26 protein-coding genes are annotated in these 26,037 nt (G+C 66.1%); 13 read left to right on the forward strand and 13 right to left on the reverse strand.

The window, feature by feature from the left end; translation table 11 throughout:
• Positions 1-14: 14 nt before the first annotated feature.
• From WKW77_RS09445 to WKW77_RS09455, 3 genes are all read left to right on the forward strand, one after another.
• Positions 15-773, forward strand: a complete 759-nt coding sequence (locus tag WKW77_RS09445; protein WP_340356716.1) for an ABC transporter ATP-binding protein — start codon at positions 15-17, stop codon at positions 771-773.
• The gene (locus WKW77_RS09450; RefSeq protein WP_340356592.1) at positions 766-1,470 is read left to right on the forward strand and encodes an ABC transporter ATP-binding protein; all 705 of its coding nucleotides are present in this window, start codon (positions 766-768) and stop codon (positions 1,468-1,470) included. Before WKW77_RS09445 ends, WKW77_RS09450 begins: the two co-directional genes overlap by 8 nt.
• A gap of 62 nt (positions 1,471-1,532) precedes the next feature.
• On the forward strand, positions 1,533-1,931 hold the full coding sequence (locus tag WKW77_RS09455; RefSeq protein ID WP_340356593.1) for an SRPBCC family protein: 399 nt from the start codon (positions 1,533-1,535) through the stop codon (positions 1,929-1,931).
• 8 nt (positions 1,932-1,939) lie between these two features.
• On the opposite strand, the gene WKW77_RS09460 is transcribed toward WKW77_RS09455, so the two are convergent.
• Together WKW77_RS09460 and WKW77_RS09465 are read right to left on the reverse strand one after the other, a co-directional pair.
• Positions 1,940-2,554 (reverse strand): NAD(P)-dependent oxidoreductase, encoded by a 615-nt coding sequence (locus tag WKW77_RS09460; protein ID WP_340356594.1) that lies wholly within the window; start codon positions 2,552-2,554, stop codon positions 1,940-1,942.
• A gap of 45 nt (positions 2,555-2,599) precedes the next feature.
• Complete coding sequence (locus WKW77_RS09465) at positions 2,600-3,271, reverse strand: DsbA family protein (protein ID WP_340356595.1); 672 nt, start codon at positions 3,269-3,271, stop codon at positions 2,600-2,602.
• A gap of 78 nt (positions 3,272-3,349) precedes the next feature.
• Here WKW77_RS09465 and WKW77_RS09470 point away from each other — a divergent pair, with 78 nt between their 5' ends.
• Positions 3,350-4,300 carry a LysR family transcriptional regulator gene (locus WKW77_RS09470; protein ID WP_340356596.1) on the forward strand — a complete coding sequence of 317 codons (951 nt, stop codon included), beginning with the start codon at positions 3,350-3,352 and terminating at the stop codon, positions 4,298-4,300.
• Here WKW77_RS09470 and WKW77_RS09475 read toward each other — a convergent pair.
• The 4 genes from WKW77_RS09475 to dnaG all read right to left on the reverse strand — a co-directional run bounded on the left by WKW77_RS09475 (position 4,245) and on the right by dnaG (position 11,376).
• Positions 4,245-5,378 carry an HPP family protein gene (locus tag WKW77_RS09475; protein WP_340356597.1) on the reverse strand — a complete coding sequence of 378 codons (1,134 nt, stop codon included), beginning with the start codon at positions 5,376-5,378 and terminating at the stop codon, positions 4,245-4,247. The genes WKW77_RS09470 and WKW77_RS09475 overlap by 56 nt on opposite strands.
• A gap of 9 nt (positions 5,379-5,387) precedes the next feature.
• Positions 5,388-6,623, reverse strand: coding sequence for a multidrug effflux MFS transporter (locus WKW77_RS09480; protein ID WP_340356598.1), 1,236 nt, complete (start codon positions 6,621-6,623; stop codon positions 5,388-5,390).
• A 198-nt stretch (positions 6,624-6,821) separates the two neighbouring features.
• Entirely contained in the window at positions 6,822-9,137 is a 2,316-nt protein-coding gene (gene rpoD / locus WKW77_RS09485) for an RNA polymerase sigma factor RpoD (protein WP_340356599.1), read from the reverse strand.
• Positions 9,138-9,438: 301 nt separating this feature from the next.
• Positions 9,439-11,376 carry a DNA primase gene (gene dnaG, locus WKW77_RS09490; protein ID WP_340356600.1) on the reverse strand — a complete coding sequence of 646 codons (1,938 nt, stop codon included), beginning with the start codon at positions 11,374-11,376 and terminating at the stop codon, positions 9,439-9,441.
• 81 nt (positions 11,377-11,457) lie between these two features.
• On the opposite strand from dnaG, the gene WKW77_RS09495 reads away from it, so the two are divergent.
• Complete coding sequence (locus WKW77_RS09495; protein ID WP_340356601.1) at positions 11,458-12,420, forward strand: YihY/virulence factor BrkB family protein; 963 nt, start codon at positions 11,458-11,460, stop codon at positions 12,418-12,420.
• Here the strand turns inward: WKW77_RS09495 and WKW77_RS09500 are convergent.
• Together WKW77_RS09500 and WKW77_RS09505 are read right to left on the reverse strand one after the other, a co-directional pair.
• A complete protein-coding gene (locus WKW77_RS09500; RefSeq protein WP_340356602.1) occupies positions 12,368-13,126 on the reverse strand; it encodes a 3-hydroxyacyl-CoA dehydrogenase in 759 nt (252 codons plus the stop codon). The genes WKW77_RS09495 and WKW77_RS09500 overlap by 53 nt on opposite strands.
• A 281-nt stretch (positions 13,127-13,407) precedes the next feature.
• Positions 13,408-13,965: a phasin family protein gene (locus WKW77_RS09505; protein WP_340356717.1), complete on the reverse strand. Its 558-nt coding sequence runs from the start codon at positions 13,963-13,965 to the stop codon at positions 13,408-13,410.
• Positions 13,966-14,130: 165 nt separating this feature from the next.
• Between WKW77_RS09505 and WKW77_RS09510 the strand changes: the two genes are divergently transcribed.
• Both WKW77_RS09510 and WKW77_RS09515 read left to right on the forward strand, forming a co-directional pair.
• Positions 14,131-15,060, forward strand: coding sequence for a histone deacetylase family protein (locus WKW77_RS09510; protein WP_340356603.1), 930 nt, complete (start codon positions 14,131-14,133; stop codon positions 15,058-15,060).
• On the forward strand, positions 15,057-15,494 hold the full coding sequence (locus WKW77_RS09515; protein ID WP_340356604.1) for an acyl-CoA thioesterase: 438 nt from the start codon (positions 15,057-15,059) through the stop codon (positions 15,492-15,494). The genes WKW77_RS09510 and WKW77_RS09515 overlap by 4 nt, the downstream gene beginning before the upstream one ends.
• 104 nt (positions 15,495-15,598) lie before the next feature.
• On the opposite strand, the gene WKW77_RS09520 is transcribed toward WKW77_RS09515, so the two are convergent.
• Together WKW77_RS09520 and WKW77_RS09525 are read right to left on the reverse strand one after the other, a co-directional pair.
• On the reverse strand, positions 15,599-15,997 hold the full coding sequence (locus WKW77_RS09520) for a hypothetical protein (RefSeq protein ID WP_340356605.1): 399 nt from the start codon (positions 15,995-15,997) through the stop codon (positions 15,599-15,601).
• Positions 15,998-16,060: 63 nt separating this feature from the next.
• Positions 16,061-16,294, reverse strand: a complete 234-nt coding sequence (locus WKW77_RS09525; RefSeq protein ID WP_340356606.1) for a CsbD family protein — start codon at positions 16,292-16,294, stop codon at positions 16,061-16,063.
• A 190-nt stretch (positions 16,295-16,484) separates the two neighbouring features.
• Between WKW77_RS09525 and pncB the strand changes: the two genes are divergently transcribed.
• The 5 genes from pncB to WKW77_RS09550 are packed head-to-tail and all read left to right on the forward strand — an operon-like array spanning position 16,485 to position 22,655.
• On the forward strand, positions 16,485-17,699 hold the full coding sequence (gene pncB, locus WKW77_RS09530) for a nicotinate phosphoribosyltransferase (protein WP_340356607.1): 1,215 nt from the start codon (positions 16,485-16,487) through the stop codon (positions 17,697-17,699).
• Entirely contained in the window at positions 17,696-19,120 is a 1,425-nt protein-coding gene (locus WKW77_RS09535; protein WP_340356608.1) for a sodium:proton antiporter, read from the forward strand. Before pncB ends, WKW77_RS09535 begins: the two co-directional genes overlap by 4 nt.
• 2 nt (positions 19,121-19,122) lie before the next feature.
• Positions 19,123-20,109 carry a 2-hydroxyacid dehydrogenase gene (locus WKW77_RS09540; protein WP_340356609.1) on the forward strand — a complete coding sequence of 329 codons (987 nt, stop codon included), beginning with the start codon at positions 19,123-19,125 and terminating at the stop codon, positions 20,107-20,109.
• 18 nt (positions 20,110-20,127) lie between these two features.
• Positions 20,128-21,471, forward strand: a complete 1,344-nt coding sequence (locus tag WKW77_RS09545; RefSeq protein ID WP_340356718.1) for a DNA recombination protein RmuC — start codon at positions 20,128-20,130, stop codon at positions 21,469-21,471.
• Entirely contained in the window at positions 21,468-22,655 is a 1,188-nt protein-coding gene (locus tag WKW77_RS09550; protein WP_340356610.1) for an MFS transporter, read from the forward strand. Before WKW77_RS09545 ends, WKW77_RS09550 begins: the two co-directional genes overlap by 4 nt.
• Positions 22,656-22,775: 120 nt before the next feature.
• Here the strand turns inward: WKW77_RS09550 and WKW77_RS09555 are convergent, their stop codons facing one another.
• The 3 genes from WKW77_RS09555 to earP form a co-directional block, all read right to left on the reverse strand.
• The gene (locus WKW77_RS09555; RefSeq protein WP_340356611.1) at positions 22,776-23,642 is read right to left on the reverse strand and encodes an LOG family protein; all 867 of its coding nucleotides are present in this window, start codon (positions 23,640-23,642) and stop codon (positions 22,776-22,778) included.
• A gap of 117 nt (positions 23,643-23,759) precedes the next feature.
• Positions 23,760-24,314, reverse strand: coding sequence for an elongation factor P (efp, locus tag WKW77_RS09560; RefSeq protein WP_340356612.1), 555 nt, complete (start codon positions 24,312-24,314; stop codon positions 23,760-23,762).
• Between the two features lie 118 nt (positions 24,315-24,432).
• Positions 24,433-25,503, reverse strand: a complete 1,071-nt coding sequence (gene earP, locus WKW77_RS09565; RefSeq protein ID WP_340356613.1) for an elongation factor P maturation arginine rhamnosyltransferase EarP — start codon at positions 25,501-25,503, stop codon at positions 24,433-24,435.
• A 47-nt stretch (positions 25,504-25,550) separates the two neighbouring features.
• Between earP and WKW77_RS09570 the strand changes: the two genes are divergently transcribed.
• Positions 25,551-26,033, forward strand: a complete 483-nt coding sequence (locus WKW77_RS09570; RefSeq protein ID WP_340356614.1) for an OsmC family protein — start codon at positions 25,551-25,553, stop codon at positions 26,031-26,033.
• The last annotated feature ends 4 nt before the right edge of the window (positions 26,034-26,037 follow it).

Genomic DNA, 26,037 nt, shown 5'->3' on the forward strand with positions numbered 1-26,037 from the left:
GCAATGACAACAACGTGAACGACATCGTCCTCTCGGCCACCGGCCTCGTGATGCGCTTCGGCGGCATCACGGCGACCAACAACGTATCGCTGAACCTGCGGCGCGGCGCGCGCCATGCGCTGATCGGCCCGAACGGCGCCGGCAAGACCACGCTGATCAATCTTCTGACCGGGGTGCTCACGCCGACCGAGGGCCGCATCGTGCTCGAAGGCGAGGACATCACGCGCCTCGCGCCCCACAAGCGGGTGGCGCGCGGGATGGTCCGCACCTTCCAGATCAACCAGCTCTTCGATTCGATGTCGCCGCTGGAGACGTTGGCGCTCGTGGTGTCGCAGCACACCGGCGCGGGCGCGGATTGGTGGCGTCCGCTGGGCAGTTCCAAGCAGGTCGCCGAGCGGGCAGGTCAGCTGCTCGAACAGTTCCGGCTCGCCGATGTCGCCAACCAGCAGACCAAGCATCTGGCCTACGGCAAGCGCCGGCTGCTCGAAATCGCGATTGCGCTGGCCTGCGAGCCGCGCGTGCTGCTGCTCGACGAACCCGTGGCCGGCGTGCCGGCCGGCGAGCGCGAGGAACTGCTGGAAACGGTCGCCGCGCTGCCGGCCGATGTGTCGGTGCTGCTCATCGAGCACGACATGGACCTCGTGTTCAGCTTCGCCGACCGCATGACGGTGCTGGTCAACGGCACCCTGCTGACCGAGGGCGACCCCGACACGATCGCCAACGACCCGAAGGTCAAGGAGGTCTACCTGGGCCATGGAGAGGCACATGCCTGAGTTGCTTCGCATCGAGAACCTGAGCGCAGGCTATGGCGAAGCCGTGGTCCTGCACGACATTTCCTTTTCGCTCGGCGAAGGGCAGACGCTGGCGCTGCTGGGGCGCAACGGCACCGGCAAGACCACGCTGATCAACACGCTCGCGGGTGCCACGCGCCAGCACGGCGGCACGATCACGCTGGGCGGCAACGCCTTGCACAAGCTGCCTTCGCACCAGCGCGCCGCGGTCGGCATCGGCTGGGTGCCGCAGGAGCGCAACATCTTCAAGTCGCTGACGGTGCACGAGAACCTCGCCGCCGTCGAGCGAGCGGGAAGGTGGAACGCGCAGCGTGTCTACGAGATGTTCCCGCGCCTGGCCGAGCGCAAGGGCAACCTGGGCACGCAGCTTTCGGGCGGCGAACAGCAGATGCTCGCCGTCGGCCGTGCGCTGGTGGTGAATCCGACGCTGCTGCTGCTCGACGAGCCGCTCGAAGGGCTCGCGCCGATCATCGTGGAAGAGCTGCTGCGCGCCATCCGCCGCATCACGCGGGATGAAGGGCTGGCGGCGATCATCGTCGAGCAGCATCCGCAGGCCATCCTTGCGATCTCGGATGAGGCGGTGGTGCTCGACCACGGCACCGTGGTGCACGCCGATCACGCCGCAACGCTGCGCACGCAGCCCGAAGTGCTCGATCGGCTGCTCGGCGTCTCCCGCTGAGCGGCGCGGGTGCGGCGCGCCAGCCGCGCCTACACTGGTTCGAGCTTCGAAAGGAGACACGCATGGCATCCATTCGACGGGAAATGCAGGTGGCCGCGAGTGCGGCCCACATCTGGGACGCGGTGCGCGACGTCGGCGAGATCCATCGCCGGCTCGTGCCCGGCTTCGTGACCGACTGCCGGCTCGAGGGCGATGCGCGGATCGTCACCTTCGGCAATGGCATCGTCGCGCGCGAGGTGATCGTCGATGTCGACGACGCGACACGCCGCATCGCGTGGTCGGCCTCTGGCGGCCGGCTCACGCATCACAACGCATCGCTGCAGGTGTACCCCGAGGACGCCGCGCACAGCCGTCTCGTCTGGGTCGCCGACCTGCTGCCGAACGCCATGGCCGAGCCGATCGCCGCCATGATCGACGCGGGCATGCAGGCCATGAAGCGCACGCTCGAAACCACCCCGTGAGGGTGGGTTCAATACCCTACGGTGAAGCGCCGTCGCGAGTGCTTCGGGTGCTCGACTTCATCGGCCATCGCGATCGCGAAGTCTTCCATCGAGACCCAGCTTTTCCCCTTTTCGTCGGACAGCACGCCATCGCCGCCGAGGCGGAATTTGCCGGTGCGCTCGCCCGGCATGAACAGCGCGGACGGTGAGAGGAAGGTCCAGTCGAGTTCTTTCTCGGCGCGCAGCGCTTCGAGGAACACGCGACCGGCAAGCGCTTCGGGCTTGTAGGCTTCAGGGAAATCGGGCGTGTCGACCAGCGACTTGCCCGGGGCCACCTCGAGGCTGCCCGCGCCGCCCACGACGAGTGCGCGCTGCACGCCTGCCTTTTTCGCCGCCGCGATGAGCGTCGCTGCGTCGATGCCGCCGACGAAGCGGGTGGCGCTGATCACCGCGTCATGGCCGCGTAGCAGCGGCGCGAGCGCATCGACCGACGTGGCATCGGCGGCCTTCAGGGTGAGGTTGGGGCCCTCGGCCACGCCTTCGGTCTTGCGCGCAACGCCGGTGATGGCGTGGCCGCGCTGGAGCAATTCGTTGGCGATCCGCGAGCCGACGCGGCCCGAGATACCGAGGATGGCGATCTTCATGATGGATTCCCTTTCTGAGCTTGAAGAAGAAATGGCAGGATGGGTTCAGAGGGCCTGCGCGACCAGCTGTTCGAGCTGCGCGGCCCAGGCATCGGGCTGACCGAGAAAGCGCCCGGCATCGATGGGCATGACGCGCGCATCGGGCGTTTCCAGCGCGAAGGTGGGAAAGCCTCGTCCGCCCGCTCTCGCAAGCCATTGGCGGCTGTGCGCGATATGCCGTTGCGTGCTTTCGCCTGTCAGTTCGTCGAAGGCGGTCGCGAAGGTGGACGGCGCGAGGCCGATGTCGGCTGCCAGTCCGTCCAGGACGGGCCGCTCGGCGATACGCCGGCCTTCCACGTAGTGAGCACGCTGCACGCGGCTGAGCATGTCGGCGCCGCGGTCGGCCACGGCCTGCGCTGCAAGCACTGCGGTGAGCGGCGGGACCGAGTCGAGCATCGCGCCCTCATCGTTGAGCAGGCCGTCGAAGTAGGCGGCGCCGAAGGGCTGGCCGCTGAGTTCGGCGATGCGCCGGTCGTGGGGCATCACGTAGCTGCGCCACTCCGGGGTGATGGGGCGACGGTTGGGGCCGGTCATCATGCCTCCGCCGTGGAGCTCGACCTTCAGTCCGGAGATGCGTCGGGTTGCATCGACCAGCGGTGCGGCGGCATAGCACCAGCCGCAGAGCGGATCGAAGATGTAGTGAAGCGTCGGTTGCCGGGGTGATCTTCTTGCGGTCATGGTGCGTGATCGTAGGTTTCTTGATTCGATCGAAAAACCCCTTAGCATGGGCAGGTTTGTTGCTTCATTCGATCGAATATGGACCGCGTCACCGCCGCCGAAGTCTTCGTGTGCATCGCCGAGAAAGGCAGCATGACCGCCGCCGCCGAGGCGCTGGAGATGTCGCGCGCGATGGTCACCCGCTATCTGGCGCAGATGGAAGAATGGGCTGGCGCGCGGCTGCTTCATCGCACCACGCGCCGTCTGAGCCTGACCGAAGCCGGCCGCGAGACGCTCGCGCGCTGCCGCCGCATGCTTGAGCTGGTGGGGGAGATGGCCGTCGCTTCGACGTCGGAGGCCGGCACGCCGCGCGGGCTGCTGCGCGTGGCCTGCTCGCAGTCGTTGGCGCAGGACGTGCTGGCTGCCACGGTCGCGGAGTTCCTGCGCCGCTATCCGCTCGTGGCCATCGATCTGCAGATCGGCGCGCGATCGGTGAACCTCGTCGAGGAGCGGATCGACCTTGCGATCCGCATCACCAACGACCTCGATCCGAACGTGATCGCGCGCCCCTTGGGCCGCTGCGATTCGGTGATCTGCGCCTCGCCGGCCTATCTCGCGGCGCATGGCCGGCCTCATCGGGTGCCGGATCTGGCGACCCACAACTGCCTGACTTATTCGTACTTCGGCAAGAGCCTGTGGGAATTCGAAGTCACCGGCGAACGACTCGCAGTGCCGGTGAGCGGCAACCTGAGCGCCAACGAGTCCCATGTGCTGCTCTCCGCTGCCGTCGAGGGTGCGGGCATCGCGATGCAGCCCATCTATGCGGCGCGGAAGCTCATCGCGCAGGGGCGGCTCGTGGCGCTGCTGCCGGAGGCGGTACCGCAGCCGCTCGGCGTGTACGGCGTGTACGGATCACGGCGCCAGATGCCCGCCGCGCTGCGCCTGCTGCTCGACCTGCTGGCCGAGCGCTTCGCCGACCCGGACTATTGGCCGGTCAGGCCCCCGGACCCACGGCCCGATACAGCGCGCGCACGAAATCGGACTGCGTGATCATTCCGACCAGCCGCTTGTCGGCGTCGATGATCGGGATGTGATGGTGGCCGCCCTCGGAAAAGAGTGGCACCAGTTCCGCGAGTGGCCGGTCCTGGCTCGCCACGCGCACCTGCCGGGTCATGATCTGGCCGACCACCTCGGGCTTGCTGGACATCACGGTGCGCGTGGCGCGGATGAAGTCGCGCAGCCGTCCGCCGATGCCTTCGTGGTGCTGCAGGTCGATGTGCCGGAAAAAATCGGCCTGCGTGATGATCCCGACCACGCGGCGGGTGCGGTCGACCACCGGCAGCGCCTTGATGCGCCGCTCGTGCATCAGCGACCAGGCCTCCTGCAGGGGCGTCCCGAACTCCACGTAGGCCAGGTCGCGCGACATGAGGTCGGCGCAATGCACCGTCCCGAGCCGGCGGTGCCACGACTCGATCTCGGTCTGGCGGATCAGCGATTCGAGATCGTCGCGGCTGATGTCGAGCACCTGGTTGTAGCGCGCGAGGACGGCATCGATGTCGACCGAACTGAGACGGCTGTCGGCCGCGGAGGGTTTCGGTGCGATCTGGACGTGCGGGTAGCGCCGTCCGGTCAGGCTGTTGTAGGCGACGCCGGCCAGCACCAGCAGCATCGAATTCACCAGCGTCGGGAAGAAGGCGAACGAGAACTGCGTGGTGTGCGTCAGCACGATGAGCAGCGCAGCCGCGCCGCCCGGCGGATGCAGGCAGCGCAGCGAGAACATCACGCCGATCGCCAGCGCGGTCGCGAAGGCATCGAGCCACACACCATCCGGCAGCCAGTTCACGCACGCGATGCCGACCAGCGCGGCGATGGTGTTGCCGCCGATCACCGGCCAGGGCTGCGCGAGCGGGCTCGCCGGCAAGGCGAAGACCAGCACCGCGCTCGCCCCCATCGGCGCGATGAGCCAGGGGGCGTTCGAGGGGGTGCCCGTGAGCCAGTGGCAGATCAGGGCAGTGAAGAGAAGACCGACGCCCGCGCCCAGGGTCGCTCGCAGGCGCTCTTGCGCATTGGCGGAGGTGGGGCCCGGGATCCAGGCCCGCGCGAAGGTGGAAAGGGTTTCGAAGCGCATGCGTCAGCGTCAACCTGCTTGGGCCGCCAGTCGACCGATCTCCGGCCAGCGCCGGTGCAGCCAGACCCAGGCGACGAGTCCGATGCCCAGCATCAGGATCGAGGTGCCGGCGAGCGCCAGCGTGGAGTGCATCACCAGGGGCGCGACCATGCCCGCGACGATCCCGTTGGCTGTCGAGCCGATCACCGCCTGCAACGAGGACGCCATGCCGCGGCGTTCGGGGTGCAGGTCGAGCACCAGCAGGGTCACCACCGGCACCATCAGCGCCCAGCCGAAGGCGAACACCGCCAGCGGCCACAGGGCCCAGGCTGCGTGCGGGGTGAAGAGGGCATTGGCGATCACGTTGACGACCGAGGTGGCCAGCATGATCACGAACCCGTCCCGGATCTGCCGCTTCGGCGCGACCTTGCCTGCCATTCGGCCGCTGGCCCAGGCGCCGAGCATGATCCCACCGATGGTGAGCAGGAAGAACCAGAAGAACTGGGTCGGCGCGAGCGCCAGGTGTTCACCCAGGAAAGCCGGCGCGGCCAGCACGTAGAGGAACATGCCGTTGAACGGCACCCCGCTCGCGAGTGCCAGCAGCAGGAAGCGGGGATCCGAGCAGAGATCCCAGTAGCCCCGGAGCAGGTGCCGCACCTCGAAGGGCTGACGGTGGCTCCGGTGCAGCGTCTCGGGCAGCAGCTTGTAGTTGGCGGTCCACAGGATCACGCCCACCGCGACCAGGAACCAGAAGATGCTGTGCCAGCCCAGGTGCACGAACAGGAATCCGCCCACGATCGGGGCGATCGCCGGCGCGATGCCGAAGTAGATCGTGACCTGGCTCATCACCCGCTGCGCCTCGGCCGGCGGGAACATGTCGCGGATCACCGCCCGCGACACCACGATCCCCGCACCAGTCGACAGGCCTTGCAGCGCCCGGAAGAACACCAGCCACCCGATCGTCTGCGACAGCGCGCAGCCCAGCGATGCGACGGTGAACACCACCAGGCCCCAGAGCACCACCGGACGCCGCCCGAAGCTGTCCGACAGCGCACCGTGGAACAGGTTCATGAACGCGAAGCCGAAGAGGTAGGCCGAGAGCGTCTGCTGCATCTCCACGGGCGTCGCGCCGATGGACTTCGCGATGCCGGAGAAGGCGGGGATGTAGGTGTCGATCGAGAACGGCCCCAGCATGCCCAGCACCGCCAGCAGCACTGCCAGCGCCCAGCGGGGCGCGCGCCAGAGTTTGTGCGCGTCGGGGTTCATGCGTCTCCGTTCTGTTCTTGTTGTGCCAAAAAGAAAGGCGCCCAAGGCGCCTTCAGGACTCACTCTCAAGCCGTCGCGCCTGCGCGAAGCGCGCGCCCTTCGCGAAACACCGCGGAACCGGCACTGCCGGGCCGCTGGTGCTGCCCCCGGTAGGGGGTGCCCGAGCTACACGAAGTGAGCGAGGCTGGGGGAGAGCAATTACAGCGTGTCGATGAAGCTGCGCAGCTTGTCCGACCGGCTCGGATGCTTGAGCTTGCGCAGCGCCTTGGCCTCGATCTGGCGGATACGCTCGCGGGTCACGTCGAACTGCTTGCCGACTTCTTCCAGCGTGTGGTCGGTCGACATCTCGATGCCGAAGCGCATGCGCAGCACCTTGGCTTCGCGCGGCGTGAGGCTGTCGAGGATGTCCTTGACCACGTCGCGAAGACCCGCCTGCATCGCGGCCTCGATCGGCGCCGTGTTGCTGCTGTCCTCGATGAAGTCGCCCAGGTGCGAATCGTCGTCGTCGCCGATGGGGGTTTCCATCGAGATCGGCTCCTTCGCGATCTTCATGATCTTGCGGATCTTGTCCTCGGGGATCTCCATCTTCGCGGCCAGGATGCCGGCATCGGGCTCGAAGCCGAACTCCTGCAGATGCTGGCGGCTGATGCGGTTCATCTTGTTGATGGTCTCGATCATGTGCACCGGGATGCGGATGGTGCGCGCCTGGTCGGCGATCGAGCGGGTGATCGCCTGGCGGATCCACCACGTCGCATACGTCGAGAATTTGTAGCCGCGGCGGTATTCGAACTTGTCGACCGCCTTCATCAGGCCGATGTTGCCTTCCTGGATCAGGTCGAGGAACTGCAGGCCGCGGTTGGTGTACTTCTTGGCGATGGAGATCACGAGACGCAGGTTGGCCTCGATCATTTCCTTCTTGGCGTCGCGCGAAGACGACTCGCCTTCGTTCATGCGCTTGTTGATGTCCTTCAACTCGGCGAGCGGCACCACGACGCGGGCCTGGATGTCGGCCAGGCGCTGCTGCAGTTCCTGCACCGGCGGAATGTTGCGCTGGAGCACGGCGCTCCACGGCTTGCCGGCGGCCGCCTGCTTCTCGACCCAGCTCAGGTTGAGCAGGTTCGAAGCCACGCGGTTGCCGTTCTTGTCGTAGCCGCTGAAGTCGCGGATGAAGTCTTCCTGCGGGAAGCCGCACTTGTCCACGATGATGCGGCGCAGCTCGCGCTCCTTCTTGCGCACGTCGTCCACCTGGGTGCGCACGAGGTCGCACAGCTTCTCGATGGTGCGGGCCGTGAAGCGGATGGTCATCAGCTCCTCGGACAGCGAGTGCTGGGCCTTGTGGTAGCCCGGCGTGCCGTAGCCTTCCTTGTCGTAGATCTTGTGGATCTTCTCGAACAGGCCGGCGATGCGGTCGAAGCGGGTGAGGGCTTCGTTCTTGAGTTCCTCGAGCTTCTTGGTGAGCGCCTTGGAACCGCCCTTGCCGTCGTCGTCGTCTTCCTCGTCGAACTCGTCGAAGTCTTCTTCGGCCACGTAGTCGTCGGCCTCGTTCGGGTTCGAGAAGCCGTCCACGATGGTCGAGATGACGACCTTGCCCTCGCGGATGTCCTCGGCCAGGCGCAGGATCTCGGCGATCGTGGCGGGCGAGGCCGAGATCGCTTCCATCATCGACATCAGGCCGCCTTCGATGCGCTTGGCGATTTCGATCTCGCCTTCGCGGGTCAGCAGCTCGACCGTGCCCATTTCGCGCATGTACATGCGCACCGGATCGGTGGTGCGGCCGAATTCGCTGTCCACCGTCGACAGGGCGGCTTCGGCTTCTTCTTCGGCTTCCTCGACCGTGGTGGCCGTCGGCGCGGTGTTGTTCAAGAGCAGGGTTTCGGCATCCGGCGTCTGTTCGTAGACGGCCACGCCCATGTCGTTGAGCATGGTGACCACGACTTCCATGGTCTCGGCATCGACCAACTTGTCGGGCAGGTGGTCGGAGATTTCGCCGTGCGTGAGGTAGCCGCGGGTCTTGCCCAGCGTGATCAGGGTCTTGAGGCGCGAGCGGCGCTTGGCCAGGTCTTCCTCGGAGAGCACGGTCTCGTCGAGGCCGAATTCCTTCATCAAGGCGCGTTCCTTCGCCTTGCTGATCTTCATGCGAAGCGGCTTGACCTTTTCTTCGGTCGCCGCGGCCGCCGGCTCTTCACCGGTCAGATCGTCCTCGATGTCGGACAGGTCGATGTCGCTGGTCTCGGGGGTGGCCGCAGCAGCCTTCGGCTTGCGGCCGCGCTTGGCGCCGGTCGTCGTGCCGGCAGCCTTGGGAGGACGGCCCACCTTCTTGGCGGCGGGCTTCGTCGTGGTTTCGTCGTCGGTGATGGTCGATTTGGTGGGCACGGTTTTCACTTTCGTAGCTGCAGACGCCTTGGACGCGGCGGCGCCGGTCTTGGTTGCCGGCAGCGCGGCTTTCTTCAACGGCTTTTCTGCTGCTGCAGGCTTCTTGGCGGCGGACACGGCAGGCTTCTTCGAACTGGGCATAAAACCTCGTAGAACAAGATGGACCAAGCGGAATCACAGGCGCCACAAACCCGGCGCAGGCAGGAGCACAAACACGAAAGGCCAGGAGGACGGAAGTCCCCGGAAGCCTTCAACAGGCAAGATGTCGGGCGATCATTTGGTGTGCAGTCCTTGCGGTGTATTGACCCGTTTCCCGTCGGGAAGTGCATTGCGCTTGGGGTCGGCCCGGAGGTGCTGCTGTCGCTCTTGCCTTTGCCAGACGCTACTTGGCGCCCGGCGAAGCCTTGGATTATAGCGTGTTACAGCTTTTTCGAGCGGCGATTCACGTGCCCGGTTTCAGGCGCTTGCGCAACTCGAGCCTTCGGATTTCCAGGGCCTTGTAGCGTTCCTTGGCCAGCGGGTCGCTCCCATAGGCCGCGATGGCCTCGTTCTGCTGTGCCTTGAGGAGGTCGTCCAGCATGTAGTCGAGCACGTTGCGCAGCTCGCCCGCCGCGTCGGTGGCCCCTTCTCCCTCGGCGCTCACCAGCGGGCCTCCCTCGGGGCCGGTCATGACACGCAGGGCCAGGGCCTCGAACGATTGCTCCCGCAGCCCTTCGCGCAGCGCCGCCCAGGGCTGGACGCCGTGCTCGTGGAGCTGGCTGTCGAGCCAGGCGAAGATCTGCCCATGGTCGCCCGGCAGGTCGCAGAGCATCGCGTGCAGCTCGTGCGGCAGGCCTTCCCATTCGGCCATGTTCGACAGGATCAGCCGCACCGCGATGTCGGAACGGCTCGTGGGCAGCTTGCGCCCGCCCGGCGGCGGGCGCGGCGGCGACTGCGGACGGGAGAACTTCGAGCGCCGCCGCTCCGGAAAGCTCCTGGGCGCTTCTTCGACCCATTCGCCGCCGCGCTCGGACCAGGCGTTCCAGTCGCCGTCGCCGGCGGCGGACGGCACGGGCGGCGGCGCCTTGGCGGCTGCTGGCGCCCAGAGATCGCCGAGCTCCTGGCCGCTCAATTGCACCAGCGCCGCGATTTCGCCGAGCAGCTGGCGCTTGAGCGCGCCTTCGGGCAGCGCGGTCCACAGCGGGCGGGCGTTGCTGGCCATGTGGGCGCGGCCCTCGGCCGTTCCCAGGTCGCAGCCCTCGCGCGCGGCTTCGATCATGAACCGGCTGAGCGGCGTGGCTTCGTTGACGAAGCGCGCGAAGGCCTCCGCGCCGAATTCCCGGATGAAGCTGTCGGGGTCGTGCTCCGCCGGGAGGAAGAGGAACTTGATGCTGCGCACGTCCGTCGCATAGGCGAGGGCGCCGTCGAGCGCCTTTCGCGCCGCGCGCCGGCCGGCGGCGTCGCCGTCGAAGCTGAAGACCACGGAATCGGTGAAGCGAAACAGCTTCTGCACATGTTCCGGCGTGCAGGCGGTGCCGAGCGTCGCCACCGCGTTCGGAAAACCGAGCTGCGCGAGGGCCACCACGTCCATGTAGCCCTCGGTGACCAGCGCATAGCCTCGGTCGCGGAATGCGGCGCGGGCTTCGAACAGCCCATAGAGTTCGCGCCCCTTGCTGAACACCGGCGTTTCGGGCGAATTCAGGTACTTCGGCTTCTCGTCGCCCAGCACACGGCCGCCGAACCCGATGCACTCGCCCTTGACGTTGCGGATCGGGAACATCACCCGGTCGCGGAACCGGTCGTAGCGCTTGCCTTCGCCGCTGTCGTCCGCCTCGGCGGCAATGACGAGTCCGCTTTCGGTCAGCAGCGGGTCGTCGTAGTCCGGGAACACGCTCGCCAGGGTGCGCCAGCCGGCGGGCGCGTAGCCGATGCCGAAGTGGCGCGCGATCTCGCCCGAGACGCCGCGGCCCTTGAGGTAGTCGATGGCGCCCTTGGACTGCCGCAGGTGCTTGCGGTAGGCGTCGCCCGCCTTGACGAGCACTTCGGTCAGCGTGGCCTGTTTCTGGCGCTGACCGGCTGCGCGCGCCCGCTCCTCCGGAGAGGCGTCGTCCTCGGGCACCTGCATCCCGTACTGCCCCGCGAGGTCGTGCACCGCCTCCACGAAGCCCATGCCCGCGTGCTCCATCAGGAATCCGATCGCGTTGCCGTGCGCGCCACAGCCGAAGCAGTGATAGAACTGCTTGGTCGGGCTGACCGAGAACGAGGGTGACTTCTCCCCATGGAATGGGCAGAGGCCCATGAAATTGGCACCCGCCTTCTTGAGCTGGACGTAGCGTCCCACGATCTCCACGACGTCGGCGCGTGCGATCAGTTCCTGGATGAAAGAGGCGGGGATGGTCATGTAGGCGGAGAGCGGCAAATGATACGCAAGCCATCGAACGGCCGCCGGCCGGCGGCATACTTGTCTTCCCGAAACCGACCGATGATCCGCCGATCCATCCACCACGCTGCGCCGCTCCTGAGACACCCGCTGAGGTTCATGTGGGAGGCGCTCAAGAGCTTCAAGACCAACCAGGGCTTGCTGCTTGCGGGCGCGGTGGCCTACTACGCGCTGCTGTCGATCGTGCCGCTGCTGATTGTCAGCGTGATGGCGCTGTCGCATTTCATCGACCAGTCCGCGCTGCTCGAGGCGGTCGGGCGCTACCTCGAATGGGTGGTGCCGGGGCAGTCTCGCGCACTGGTGGGTGAGCTGTCGAACTTCCTCACCCATGCCGACGTGCTCGGGCCCGTGCTGCTGCTGACGATGGTTTTTTTCAGCTCGCTGGGGTTCACGGTGCTGGAAAGCGCGATGGCGGTGATCTTCCACCACCGCCGGGCGGACTATTCCCGGCATTTCCTGATGTCGGCGGTGATGCCGTACATCTACATCTTCTGCCTGTGCGCGGGGCTGCTGCTGGTCACGCTGGTGTCCGGCGCGCTGCAGGTCATCGGAGAAGAACGCGTCGAGCTGCTGGGGCACAGCTGGTCGCTCTCGGGGGTCTCCGGGGTGCTCTTGTACCTGCTCGGCCTGACGGGTGAGATCTTCATGCTGACCTCGCTCTACTTGGTCATGCCGGTCGGGCGCCTGCGCTTGCGGCATGCGCTGCTCGGCGGGGTGACCGCGGCGCTGCTCTGGGAAGTGACCCGCCGGGTGCTGGTGCTGTACTTCGCGACGCTGTCGCAGGTCAGCGTGGTCTACGGTTCGCTGACGACGGCGATCGTGGTGCTTCTGAGCCTCGAGATTGCCGCGACGCTGGTGCTTTTCGGCGCGCAGGTCATCGCGCAGTACGAGCGCCTGGAGCGCACGGGCAGCATGAAGCCGCCCGACGATTCCGAAGGCGCCCTGGGGAGCTCTAACGCGGCGCCAGCCGGATCGCGCCGTCGAGGCGGATCACCTCGCCGTTGAGCATGTCGTTCTCGATGATGTGGCGCGCGAGCTTCGCGTAGTCCTCCGGCGTGCCCAGGCGAGAAGGGAAGGGCACGCTCGCGGCCAGTGCATCCTGCACTTCCTGGGGCATGCCGAAGAGCATCGGCGTGCCGAAGATGCCCGGAGCGATCGTCATGTTGCGGATGCCGCTGCGCGCCAGATCGCGGGCGATCGGCAGCGTCATGCCGACGACGCCGCCCTTCGACGCGCTATAGGCGGCCTGGCCGATCTGGCCGTCGTAGGCCGCGACCGAGGCGGTGGAGATCAGCACGCCGCGCTCGCCGGTCGATTCGGGCTCGTTCCTGCTCATCGCGTCGGCGGCAAGACGGATCATGTTGAAGCTGCCTACGAGATTGACCATCACCGTCTTGCTGAAGACCGCCAGCCCGTGCGGCCCGTTCTTGCCGACCGTCTTCTCGGCCGGCGCGATCCCGGCGCAGTTGACGAGGCCCATGAGCTTGCCCAGCTTGAGGGCGGCAGCCACCGCGGCCTGGCCGTCCGCTTCCTGGCTCACGTCGCATCTGACGAAGACGCCGCCGATTTCCTTGGCGACCGACTCGCCCTTGTCGGCCTGCATGTCGGCGACGACCACCTTGCCGCCGTTGGCCGCCAGCATGCGCGCCGTGCCCTCGCCGAGCCCCGACGCGCCGCCGGTGACGATGAAAACCTTGCCTGCGATCTGCATGAACTTTTCTCCTGTGTCTCGGTTATGCAACCGGGATTATGTTGCTCGCCCTGGGCTTCGCGGCCGGCGCAGCCCGGCCCCTTCGCGGAACACCGTGGAACCGGCTCTGCCGGGCCACTGGTGTTGCCCCCGGTAGGGGGTGCCCGAGCACACGAAGTGAGCGAGGCTGGGGGCGAGCAAAAAAAAGGCCTCGTCCGAAGACGAGGCCCTGAATTGGATCCCGAAGGACCCAAGGAGACAATCTGCGCCCGCTTCAGGCAGGCGGTTGTTGGTTTGAGTGCTTAGCGCTTGCGCGAAGCCGTTTGAGCGGTGCTCTTGGCTGCGTTCACAGCGGTGGTCGACACGGCCTGGAAGTTGGCCTCGGCGACGTCGGAAGCTTGCTTGACAGCCTTTTGCACCGATTCGAAAGCGTTGTTCGCGGCGGCGACGGCGCTCTTCATCACGGCAACGGCGGTTTCCGAACCGGCGGGCGCGTTCTTGGCAGCGCTGTCGACCAGGCCGACGAAGGCTTGCTGGGCTTCAGCGGCCTTGACTTCGAACGCCTTGGTGAACTCGGCGCCGGTGCCTTGGGCGATGTCGTACAGGTGACGGCTGTAGGCAGCGGTCTTCTCGGCCAGGGGCTGGAACAGGCTGGCTTGCAGGGTGAGCAGTTCCTGAGCGTCCTTGACGTTCAGCAGGGCTTGGCTGGCATCGGCGGCCTCGGTGAGGGCGGCCTTGGAAGCGGTCACGTTCAGTTCGACCAGCTTTTCCACGCCTTCGAAAGCCTTGTTGGTCAGGCCGAAGAGCGTTTCGAGGTTGGCTTTTTGAGCGGCGATCAGTTGGTCAGCGGTGAGGGCCATTTGGGAGCTCCAGTTTGAGTTGAGTTGGATTCGCGTTGAAGCTGCCCCTCCAATGTTGCGGTGCAGCATGGGCCCAAGTATTAGCGAGGCCGTCGTTCCGGACAAGGGTTTTTTGTTGCTATGCAGCAATTTAGAAGGCAATTTCTAAATCGCGAGAATGTTGCAATGCGTGCCTTTTATTCGGGCCACTTCGTTCTACCGTTGCCTCCGGGTCACCGCTTTCCGATGGGGCGGTACGCCTTGCTGCGTGACGGCCTCGAGCAGCAACTGCCGCAGGTCGCCATGTTGGAGGCGCCGCGCGCCACCGACGGCGAGCTTGCGCTCGTCCACACGCCGCGATGGATCGCATCGATCAGCGATGGCAGCGTGAGCGCTACAGACATGCGCGAGATCGGCTTTCCGTGGAGCGAGGCGATGGTCGAGCGCTCGCGCCGCTCCACCGGCGCCACGATCGCGGCCTGCCGGGCGGCCTTCTCCGAAGGCGTCGCGGCCAACATGGCCGGCGGCACCCATCACGCGAGTGCCGAGAAGGGTGGAGGCTTCTGCGTATTCAACGATGCGGCCGTCGCCGCCCGGCTCATGCAGGCGGAGCACGGCCGCCGCGCGCGCACGCGGCTTCAGGTGGCGATCGTGGACCTGGATGTGCACCAGGGCAATGGCACCGCGAGCATCTTTCGCGGCGATCCGAGCGTCTTCACGCTCTCGATCCACGGGCAGAAGAACTTTCCATTCCGCAAGGAGGCCAGCGACCTCGATGTCGAGCTGCCCGACGGCTGCGGCGACGCGGACTACCTGGCCGCCCTGGAACACGCACTCGATGACATGGACCGCCGCTTCGCACCCGGGCTGGTGATCTATCTCGCGGGCGCGGATCCGTTCGAGCGTGACCGGCTCGGGCGGCTGAAGCTGAGCTTCGACGGCCTCGAGGCACGCGACCGACGGGTCTTCGACTTCGCGTGGCAGCGGCGCATTCCGCTGGCGTTCGCGATGGCGGGCGGCTATGCGGCGGACATCGCCGAGACGGTGCAAGTCCAGCTCGGCACCTTCCGGGTGGCTTTCGAATACTGGCGCCGCTGGCAAAATGCCGCGCCATGAGCGACCGGCCGTCTCCCCAACTCCGCAGCAGCTACCGCGTCTTCCGCAAGATCCCGACGCGGTGGATGGACAACGACATGTACGGGCATGTCAACAACGTCGTCTACTACAGCTGGTTCGACACCGCGGTCAACACGCACCTGATCGAGCGCGGCGCGCTGGACATCCACCAGGGCAAGACGATCGGCTTCGTGGTCGAGACGCGCTGCAACTACTTTGCGCCCCTGGCTTATCCGCAGACGGTCGATGCGGGCATCCGGGTGGTGCGGGCGGGGACTTCGAGCGTTCAATACGAGATCGGCCTTTTCGCAGAGGGTGCCGAAACGGCGGCAGCGCAAGGCCATTTCGTGCACGTCTACGTGGACCGCGAGACGCAGCGGCCCGTCATGTTGCCGCCGGCGCTGCAAGCGGTCGTCGACGACTTGCGCACCTGACGCAGTACCAGAACCCCCGCGGAACCGGCTTCGCCGGGCCGCAGGGGTTGCCCCCGGAGAGGGGGTGCAGAGCCACACGAAGTGGGCGAGGCTGGGGGAGAGCCCTACTTCATCGCGCGCATTTCGGCCTTGCCGCGTTCCTCGTCGGCCTTGGCCTGCTTGTCGCAAGCCTTCTTGGAGTCACCCTTCAGGTCGTCGCACTTTTCCTTCGCGACCTCGTAGGCGGCCTTGACCTTTTCTTCCTGCACGTCGCGCGCATGGCGCTCGCTCGGCTTGTATTGCTGCTCCAGCTCAGCCTTGGCAACGGATTCCTTGCCCTTGGCTTCCTTGTGGCACACGTCCTTGGCGTTGTCCTTCAACGTGTCGCATTGCTTCTTGTCGACCTTGTAGTCGGCTTCGATCTTTTCCTTGGCGACCTTGTACTCGTCCTGGGTCATGGCGCTGGCCTGGCCCGCCACGAAGCAGGTGGAAGCGATGGCGATCATGAGCAGATGCTTTTTCATGGCAGTGTCCTCTTAAGTTGCGAAATCGGTTGGGGATGAATGCGGACCTGGCGCCCGGGGGCGTCAGACGCGCTCCATCCAGATGGCGGCAGGTGTACGGCCGTCGCGGTTCTCCCATTCGGAGACCTGCCGTTCGGCCTCATCGCGGCTGACGCCATGGCGTTCCTGGATGCGCCCGAGCAACTGGTCGCGCTTGCCGGCGATGACGTCGAAATCGTCATCGGTCAGCTTGCCCCATTGCTCCTTGACCTTGCCCTTGAACTGTTTCCAGTTGCCTTCGACGGTGTCCTTGTTCATGGCGGAACTCCTTCAGTCAGATGAGGTTTCGTCGCCGGTGCCCGTATGCGGCTCTGCCGGCGTGAAGCCACTGTCGCGTCGCGGCCAGGACACGGTGGTAGGACTCACGGGGAAGGGGTCGTAGGCACATGCCGACGGCGGCCGTGATAATCGAACGCACGTCGATTACCTGGGGAAAAGTGCGCGCATCATGATCATCCAAAGCCTGCTCGATACCGACCTCTACAAGTTCACCATGATGCAGGTCGTGCTGCATCACTTCCCGGGCGCGCGCGTCGAATACCGCTTCAAATGCCGCAACCCGGGTGTCGACCTCGCGCCCTTCGCCGGGCAGATCCGCGAGGAGGTGCGCCACTTGTGCTCGTTGCAGTTCAAGGATGCGGAGCTCGGCTACCTGCGCTCGATGCGCTTCATCAAGAGCGACTTCGTGGACTTCCTCGGGTTGTTCCGCCTGAACGAGAAGTACATCAACATCATCCCGCTGCCGTCCGGCGAACTCGACATCCGCATCCGCGGGCCTTGGCTGCACACGATCCTGTTCGAGATCCCGGTGCTGGCCATCATCAACGAGGTCTACTTCCGCAACACGCAGCCGAAGCCCGACTTCGCGGAAGGGCGCCGTCGGCTCGATGCCAAGATTGCGCAGTTGCAGCAGGATGGCCTGGCCGACCTCAAGATCGCCGACTACGGCACGCGCCGCCGTTTCTCCAACGAATGGCACGAGGAGGTGCTGCGCACGCTCTCCGACAAGTTGGGCGCCGTGACCTCGCCGCCGCCGCGCGGCCTCGCCAAGCTGCCTCAGTTCGCTGGTACGAGCAATGTGCTGTACGCCATGAAGCTCGGGCTGATTCCGCTCGGCACGATGGCGCATGAATACCTGCAGGCCTGCCAGGCGCTCGGACCGCGCCTGCGCGACAGCCAGGTGTACGGCTTCGAAGTCTGGGCGAAGGAATACCGTGGCGACCTCGGGATCGCGCTGTCGGACGTCTATGGCATGAGCGCCTTCCTGCGCGATTTCGACCTGTACTTCTGCAAGCTCTTCGACGGCGCGCGCCACGACAGCGGCGATCCGTTCCAGTGGGGCGAGCGGATGCTGGCGCACTATGTCGCGAACCGCGTCGACCCGCAGACCAAGACGCTGATCTTCAGCGACAGCCTGACGGTGCCCCGAACCATCGAGCTCTACCAGCAGTTCAGGGGACGCTGCCAGCTTGCCTTCGGCATCGGCACGAATCTGACCAACGACCTCGGCTACGAGCCGCTACAGATCGTGATCAAGATGATCGCCTGCAACGACCAGCCGGTCGCCAAGCTATCCGACACGCCGTCCAAGAACATGTGCGAGGACGAGCGGTATCTCGCCTATCTGCGACAGGTCTTCGAGATCGAGCAGCCTGCCGCATGAGGGCGGCGGAGGCACCCAGGAAAGCCCTGCGCGCACTGGCATTCGTTCTGCTGGCATTGCCGGCCGCGGGATGGGCGGCCGACGTCCAGGGTGGGCGCCTGTCGGTCGGGTGGGGCGTCCCGTTCGCCGGAATGCTCCTGTCGATCGCACTGATGCCGCTGATGGTGCCGGTGTTCTGGCACCACCATTACGGCAAGGTCGCCGCAGCCTGGGGGCTGGCCTTCCTGCTCCCGTTTGCCGCGATCCATGGTGCGCCGGTCGCGGGCGCCCAACTCGCGCACGCGCTCGTCGGCGAGTACATCCCTTTCGTCATCCTGCTGGCTGCGCTGTTCACCGTCTCCGGCGGGATCCATATCCGCGGCAACCTGCACGGCTCGCCGAAGCTCAACACCGCCATCCTCGCGGTCGGCGCCGTGCTGGCGAGCCTGATGGGGACCACGGGTGCGTCCATGCTGCTGATCCGCCCGTTGATCCGCGCCAATGACAACCGGCGGCACAAGGTGCACGTGATCGTTTTCTTCATCTTCATCGTCTCGAACGTGGGCGGGGCGCTCACGCCGCTGGGGGATCCACCGCTCTTCCTGGGCTTTCTGAAAGGCGTCGATTTCACCTGGACGCTCCGGAACATCCTGCCCGAGACCCTTTTCATGACCGGCATCCTGCTGGTGCTCTTCCACCTGCTGGATGCCTGGTACTTCCGACACGAGACGCTGCTGCCTTTCGATCCGACCCCCGACACGCGCGGCATCGCCTTCGACGGCGCGATCAACTTCTGGCTGCTCGGCGGTGTCGTGTTCTTCGTGCTCCTGAGCGGCGTGTGGAAGTCGCCAGTGCGCTTCGACGTGTTCGGCACGGAGGTGGGGCTGCCGGGTTTGGTGCGCGACGTGGCGCTGGTCGTGATCATCCTGCTGTCGCTGCGCATCACGGCGCCCGCTGTGCATGAAGCCAATCAGTTCGGCTGGGAGCCGATGATCGAGGTTGCCAAGCTTTTCGCGGGCATCTTCGTGACCATCGTGCCGGTGATCGCCATGCTGAAGGCCGGCGTCGACGGCCCCTTCGGCGCCGTCGTCTCGGCGGTGACACGGCCCGACGGACATCCCGATCCGGCGATGTACTTCTGGGCCACCGGCATCCTCAGTTCCTTCCTGGACAATGCACCGACCTACCTGGTGTTCTTCAATACGGCCGGCGGCGATCCGCAGGCCCTGATGAACACCTATGCGACGACGCTGGCGGCGATTTCCGCCGGCGCCGTATTCATGGGCGCCAACACCTACATCGGCAACGCGCCCAATCTGATGGTCAAGGCCATCGCGGAAAGCCGCGGCGTGCGGATGCCGAGTTTCTTCGGCTTCATGCTGTGGTCGGGTGGCATCCTGGTGCCGCTTTTTGTCGTTCTCACCCTCATCTTCTTCCGTTGATCATGAACAAGCCCAAAGTCCTCGTTGCCCGTTCGATCTTTCCTGAAACCATCGCCCGCCTCTCGGAGCATTTCGAGGTCGAGGCGAACCAGAGCGATGAAAGCTGGACCAAGGCGCAGCTCATCGCCAGGCTGAAGGGCAAGCAGGGCGTCTTCACCACCGGCAGCGAGCGCATCGATGCCGAGGTGCTCGACGCCTGCCCCGACCTGAAGATCTGCGCCAACATGGCGGTGGGCTATAACAACTTCGACATCGACGCGATGACCGCGCACGGCGTGCTCGGCACCAACGCACCCGACGTGCTCACCGAGACCACCGCCGATTTCGGCTTCGCGCTGCTGATGGCGACCGCGCGCCGCATTTCCGAGAGCGAACATTTCCTGCGCGCCGGCAAGTGGGAGAAGTGGAGCTACGACATGTTCGCCGGCTCCGACATCCACGGTTCGACGCTCGGCATCATCGGCATGGGCCGGATCGGACAGGGCATCGCCAAGCGCGGCGCGCTCGGCTTCGGCATGAAGGTCATCTATCACAACCGCTCCCGGCTCGAGGCCAGCCTCGAAGCCGAGTGCAAGGCCGCGTACGTCGGCAAGGAAGAGCTGCTGAAGACCGCGGATCACGTGGTGCTGGTGGTGCCCTACACGCCGGCATCGCATCACACCATCGGCGCCGCCGAGATCGCCCTCATGAAGCCGACCGCCACCCTCATCAACATCGCGCGCGGCGGCATCGTCGACGACGCGGCGCTCGCCGTGGCGCTGCGCGAGAAGCGCATCGCCGCCGCCGGTCTCGACGTGTTCGAGGGCGAGCCGAAGGTGAACCCCGAACTGCTCAAGGTCCCGAACGTGGTGCTCACGCCGCACATTGCCAGCGCGACCGTTCCGACGCGGCGTGCGATGGCCGATCTGGCGGTCGACAACCTGATCGGTTACTTGGTGCACGACAAGCCGGTCACGCCGCTCAACCCCTCCGTTCTTGCAGCCCGATAAGAAAACCCAAGACCCGTGATCGAAACCTGGATCCTGCTGGCCCTCGCGGCCCTGAATTTCATCCTCATCGTGTGGCTGCTGGCGCGCAGGCCGCCGCCGCCGGACCACTCGGCGCTGATCTCCACCCTGGCCGCGAGCAACGAGCGCATCGAGCGCGAGCTGCGCCACGAGATCGGCGAGTCTTCGCGCGGCGCCCGGCAGGAAACGGCCCAGGCTTTCGTCAACTTCCAGCAGGCGCTGGTGCACCAGGGCGCGGAATCCACGCGCACGCAGAACGCGCAGATCGACGCCTTCGCCCAGCAGCTTGCGCTGCTGCAGAAGACGCTCGCCGACACGCTCAACACCCAGCTGCAGGGACTGAGCGAATCGAACGCGCGGCGGCTTGCCGAAGTGCGCGCGACGATGGAGGCCCAGCTCGCCCAGCTCCAGCAGACCAACACCGCCAAGCTCGACGAGATGCGCAAGACGGTCGACGAGAAGCTCCAGAGCACGCTGGAAGCCCGTCTCGGCGAGAGCTTCAAGCAGGTGGCCGACCGGCTCGAGCAGGTGCACAAGGGACTCGGTGAAATGCAGACGCTGGCGGTCGGCGTCGGCAGCCTGCAGCGCGTGCTGACCAACGTGAAGACCCGCGGCGTGTTCGGCGAAGTCCAGCTCGAGGCCCTGCTCGAGCAGGTGCTCACGGCGGACCAGTACGCCAAGCAGGTCGAGACCAAGCCGCGCAGCGGCCAGCGGGTGGATTTCGCGATCCGCTTTCCGGGGCGCGGCGACGACGGGGCGCCGGTGTGGCTGCCGATCGACGCCAAGTTCCCGCGCGACGACTATGAGCGCCTGTTGGACGCTCACGAGCGTGCCGATCCCGCAACGGCCGAAGCCGCGGCCAAGGCGCTCGAAGCGCGCATCCGTACGGAAGCAAAATCGATCGCCGAGAACTACCTCGCCGCACCGCACACCACCGACTTCGCGATTCTTTTCCTGCCGGTCGAGAGCCTCTACGCCGAAGTGCTGCGCCGCCCGGGGTTGATGGACGCGATCCAGCGGCAGCACCGGGTGACGCTCGCGGGCCCGACCACGCTGCTGGCCATGCTCAACAGTCTGCACATGGGCTTTCGCACGCTGGCGCTGGAGCACCAGGCGTCCGAGGTCTGGAAGGTCCTTGGTGCGGTCAAGACCGAGTTCGAGCGCTATGGGGACTGGGTCGCTCGCATCAAGGAACAGGTCTCCAAGGCCTCCGACACCATCGACAAGGCCGATACGCGCGCCAAGCAGATGCGGCTGGCGCTGCGCAAGGTCGAGGCCCTGCCGGAATCCCAGACCCAGGGGTTGCTGCCACTGGTCGACGGCGAGGACGACGGCGCCTCGTGAATGCCGGCCTGCTTCGGCTGATCCTCGCGCAGGTCTGCCTGCATGCGGCGATGACGGGCACACGGCTCGCGGCGCCGCTGCTCGCGCTGCGGGACGGCCACAGCGCCGCCTCGGTCGGCGTGCTGCTTTCGCTGTTCGCGCTGACGCAGGTGTTTCTCGCGCTGCCGGCGGGGCGCTTCGCCGATCGGCATGGACTGCGGCGTCCGCTCTCGATCGCGGTGGTTTCGGCCGCCAGCGGCGCCGCGCTGGCCGGGGCGTTTCCCGTGTTTCCGGTGCTGTGCCTCGCGGCCTTGCTCACCGGCGGCGCGACCGGCATCGCGGTGATCGCACTGCAGCGCCATGTCGGCCGGGCGGCGGGTGGTCCCACCCAGCTCAAGCAGGTGTTCAGCTGGCTGGCGATCGCGCCGGCCGCGGCCAATTTCGTCGGACCGTTCCTCACCGGGCTCCTGATCGACCATGCGGGCCCGGCGCCGGGAGACCTGATCGGCTATCGCGTCGCCTTCGCGCTGCTGACGCTGCTGCCGATCGCCTGCTGGCTCCTGGCGCGCGGCACGCGGGAGCTTCCCACGCTGCGCCCGGCAGAAGGTGCCGCGAAGGCGCGCGCATGGGATCTTCTGGCCGAACCGATGTTCAGACGGCTGCTGTTCGTCAACTGGCTGCAGTCGGCTTCGTGGGACGTGCACACCTTCGTGCTGCCGATCCTGGGGCACGAACGAGGTCTCAGCGCGTCGACGATCGGAGCCCTCCTGGGTGCCTTCGCGGTCGCCGCCGCTGCGATTCGCGTGGTGCTGCCGCTGGTCGCGTCCCGCTTCAGCGAGCGCGCCGTCATCACCGCCTCGAATGTGATCACCGCGCTGGTGTTCGCCGTCTATCCGCTGATGACGTCGGCCCTTGGCATGGGCGCCTGCTCGGTGCTGCTGGGCATTGCACTCGGGGCGGTGCAGCCGATGGTGATGAGCATGCTGCACCAGATCACGCCGCATGCGCGCCACGGCGAGGCGTTGGGCCTGCGCGTGATGACCCTCAACGCGTCGAGTGTGGCGATGCCGATGCTCTTCGGTGCAGCCGGCGCAGTGATCGGCGTGGCGGGCGTGTTCTGGATCGTCGGCAGTGTGGTCGCCCTCGGCACCCGCTCCGTCTGGGGGCTCCAGGCCCCCCCGCCCGAAAACCAGCCGACGCATTGACCGAGCACGGAGAACTCAGAAACACCACGGAACCGGCTCCGCCGGGCCGACGGTGTTGCCCCCGGTAGGGGTGGAGAGCGACACGAAGTGCGCGAGCCTGGGGGCGAGCCACATCTAAAGCTACAGCTTATAGAAGCGCTTGATGTAGCTCCAGGCGTCTTCGGGCGTATCCACGTACTCGATCAGCTTCACATCGCCGGGGGAAATCACGCCTTCCTCGGCGAGGAACTCGAAATTGATGAGTTGCTTCCAGTAGTCCGAGCCGAAAAGCACGATCGGCACCGGTTTTGCCTTGCGCGTCTGAACGAGCGTGATGACCTCGAACAGTTCGTCCAGCGTCCCGAAGCCGCCGGGGAATGCGACCAGCGCCTTCGCACGCATCATGAAGTGCATCTTGCGGATCGCGAAGTAGTGGAACTTGAAGCTCAGCGCCGGGGTGACGTAGGGGTTCGCTTCCTCCTCCATCGGCAGGGCGATCGCCAGCCCGACCGAAATGCCGCCACCTTCGTAGGCGCCGCGGTTGGCCGCCTGCATGATGCCCGGGCCGCCACCGGTGCAGATGAAAAGCTTGTCTTCGGGGTCGCAGTCGTTGCTGTACTGGGCGACCAGTTTGCCGAAGGCGCGCGCCTTCTCGTAATAGTGCGAACTGCGCGCGAGCCTGCGCCAGCGTTCGGCGGTCGCGGCGTCGCCGGCCGCTTCGGCCTGGGCGATCAGCGCGCCGGATTCTTCCTCGCTGCGGAAGCGCGCACTGCCGAACACCACGATCGTGTTCTCGATGCCGTGGGCGCGCATTTCGATGTCGGGCTTCATCAACTCGAGTTGCATGCGCAGGCCGCGCGTTTCGCGGCGAAGGAGGAATTCAGGGTCGGCGAAGGCCAGCCGAGAGGGATCGGTGTTGAGCGGAAGTCCCTTGTCCGCATGGGCCTGGAGCGTGGCCCATGCGTCGGCCAGGCGTTTGTCGTGAAGATCGTGTGTACTGTTGGTCATGTTCTTGCGCGAGAAGCGGATGAGCATTTTGCGCCTTGCAGGTTCCGGGCCCGGTGTTGGTGCACGGACGCAAAAAAGGCTCCCGAAGGAGCCTTTTAGAGTGAACGCTCGAATCGCTCAGACGCGCTTGCGGTATTCGCCGGTGCGGGTGTCGATTTCGATGCGGTCGCCTTGCGAGACGAACAGCGGAACGCCGATTTCGAAGCCGGTGGCGATCTTCGCGGGCTTCATGACCTTGCCCGAGGTGTCGCCCTTGACGGCCGGCTCGGTCCAGGTGATTTCGCGCTCGACGCTGGTCGGCAGTTCGACCGAGATCGCCTTGCCGTCGTAGAACACCACTTCGACCGGCATGCCGTCCTCGAGGTAGTTGAGCGCGTCGCCCATGTTCTCGGCTTCGACTTCGTACTGGTTGAATTCGCTGTCCATGCAGACGTACATCGGGTCGGCGAAGTAGGAGTACGTGCACTCCTTCTTCTCGAGGATGATCTGCTCCATCTTGTCGTCGGCCTTGAAGACCACTTCGGTGTTGAAGTTGGCGATCAGGCTCTTGAGCTTCATGCGCACGGTGGCGGAATTGCGGCCGCCGCGGCTGTATTCGGTCTTGAGGACGACCATGGGGTCCTTGCCGTGCATGATGACGTTGCCGGCGCGAATTTCTTGAGCGATTTTCATAATCAGGATCTCTGGATGTAGGCCGCTCGTTGCATCTGCACCGCGGCGGGTTCGGCGGAAAAGGGGATGCCGGGGCGAGAGGGGCTGCCCAAGCCGGAATTCCGCAAAGCCCGCAATTTTAGCTTTTTTGGGTCACGAATCGGATCAGGCGGGTCAAAAGATCCTCCTGCGCCAAGAGAGATTCGCGTGCGGCGTGGGCCGCGGAAGCCCACTGCGCGAGCGTCAACCGGTCGAGCACGGGCAGGGGACTCGGGGAAATGCCGTTCCAGCGGTGATGGAAATCGCGCAGCGAGCGCGGCGCTTTGGCCCAGTCGAGAAAGGCGTCGAGCTTGTTGTGGTGCGCATCGTCGTCCTGCGGATAGATCTGCCACACGAATGGTGCGCCCGCCCAGAGCGCGCGGACCAGCGAATCCTCGCCCCGCACGAAGTTGAGGTCGCAGGCCCAGAGGAGATGATCGAAATCGATCTGCGACACGTAGGGCAGCCAGGAAATCGACAGCGCGCCGCGCCGGGCCGGCCCGGGCGGGAGGGCGGCGGCGGCGCGGCCGGCCGTCACCAGCAGGCGGGTCGGTTCGCCGGCGTTTTCCAACTGTCCGAGCAGGTTGTCGAGCGCACGCGGTTCGTAGCAGAAGAGCGAAACGATCCGTTCGCCCTGCCAGGGAATGTCGTGCGCTGCCAGCCACGCGGCGCGGTCGAAGCGGTCGCGGCGCGCCATGAGGTCGGGTTCGCGCATCACGCCGCCGGTCGCGGTGGTGAAGCCGGGATAGAAGAAATGCTTGGTCAGGCCTGCGCCGGGATCCCTAAAGACGGGCGAGGGCAGGCGATGCAGCCGCTCGACGTAGGGTTCCGCGGAAAGGTATTCGAGGTTGATCCAGCGATGCCGCGCCTCTTCGCCCGGATGCTGGCGGGCGAAGAGCGAAACGACCTCCGGCACCGGGTCGCAGCCGAATGCCTCGATCAGCACGTCCGGGGTCGGCGCGCCGGCATCATGCCGCGCCGCGTCGCGTTCGGTCCAGTGAACCACCGTCACGCCGGGGCATCCGGCGGGCGCCATCCAGGCCAGCGCCGACGGCTCGTCGATCCAGAGGCGTACCTTTTCGCCCCGGCCGGCGAGCCCGGTCGCAAGCCGCCAGCAGACGCCGACGTCGCCGTGGTTGTCGATCATCTTGCAGAAAATGTCCCAGCGCATCGCGGGATACTCTACAGCCCCCACTCGATTCATCGGAGACAGCATCCATGGCCCAGCACACGGCCGAAATCACCTGGCAACGCGGCGGCCAGGACTTCGTCGGCAATCGCTACAGCCGCCGCCATGCGATCCGCTTCGACGGCGGCGCCGAATGGGCGGGCTCGTCCTCGCCGCATGTGGTGCCTGTCCCGCTGTCCGACCCCGCTGCCGTCGATCCCGAGGAAGCCTTCGTCGCCTCGCTGTCGAGCTGCCACATGCTGTGGTTCCTGTCGATCGCGGCTGCGCGGGGCTTCTGCGTGGATACCTACGTCGATCGCGCCGCCGGCCGGATGGGCGCCAACGCCGCCGGCAAGATCGCGATGACCGTGGTCACGCTGCGGCCGGCGGTGCGGTTCTCCGGCGAGCGCCTCCCTTCCATGGCGCAGATCGAAGAAATGCACCACGCAGCCCACGACGAATGCTTCATCGCCAATTCCGTGAAGACCGAGGTCCGGTGCGAACCGGTGCCCGTGGAATCGGCTCCCCAGTAAACCG

Source organism: Variovorax ureilyticus (genome assembly GCF_037889935.1).
GTDB classification, from domain to species: Bacteria; Pseudomonadota; Gammaproteobacteria; order Burkholderiales; family Burkholderiaceae_C; genus Variovorax; species Variovorax ureilyticus.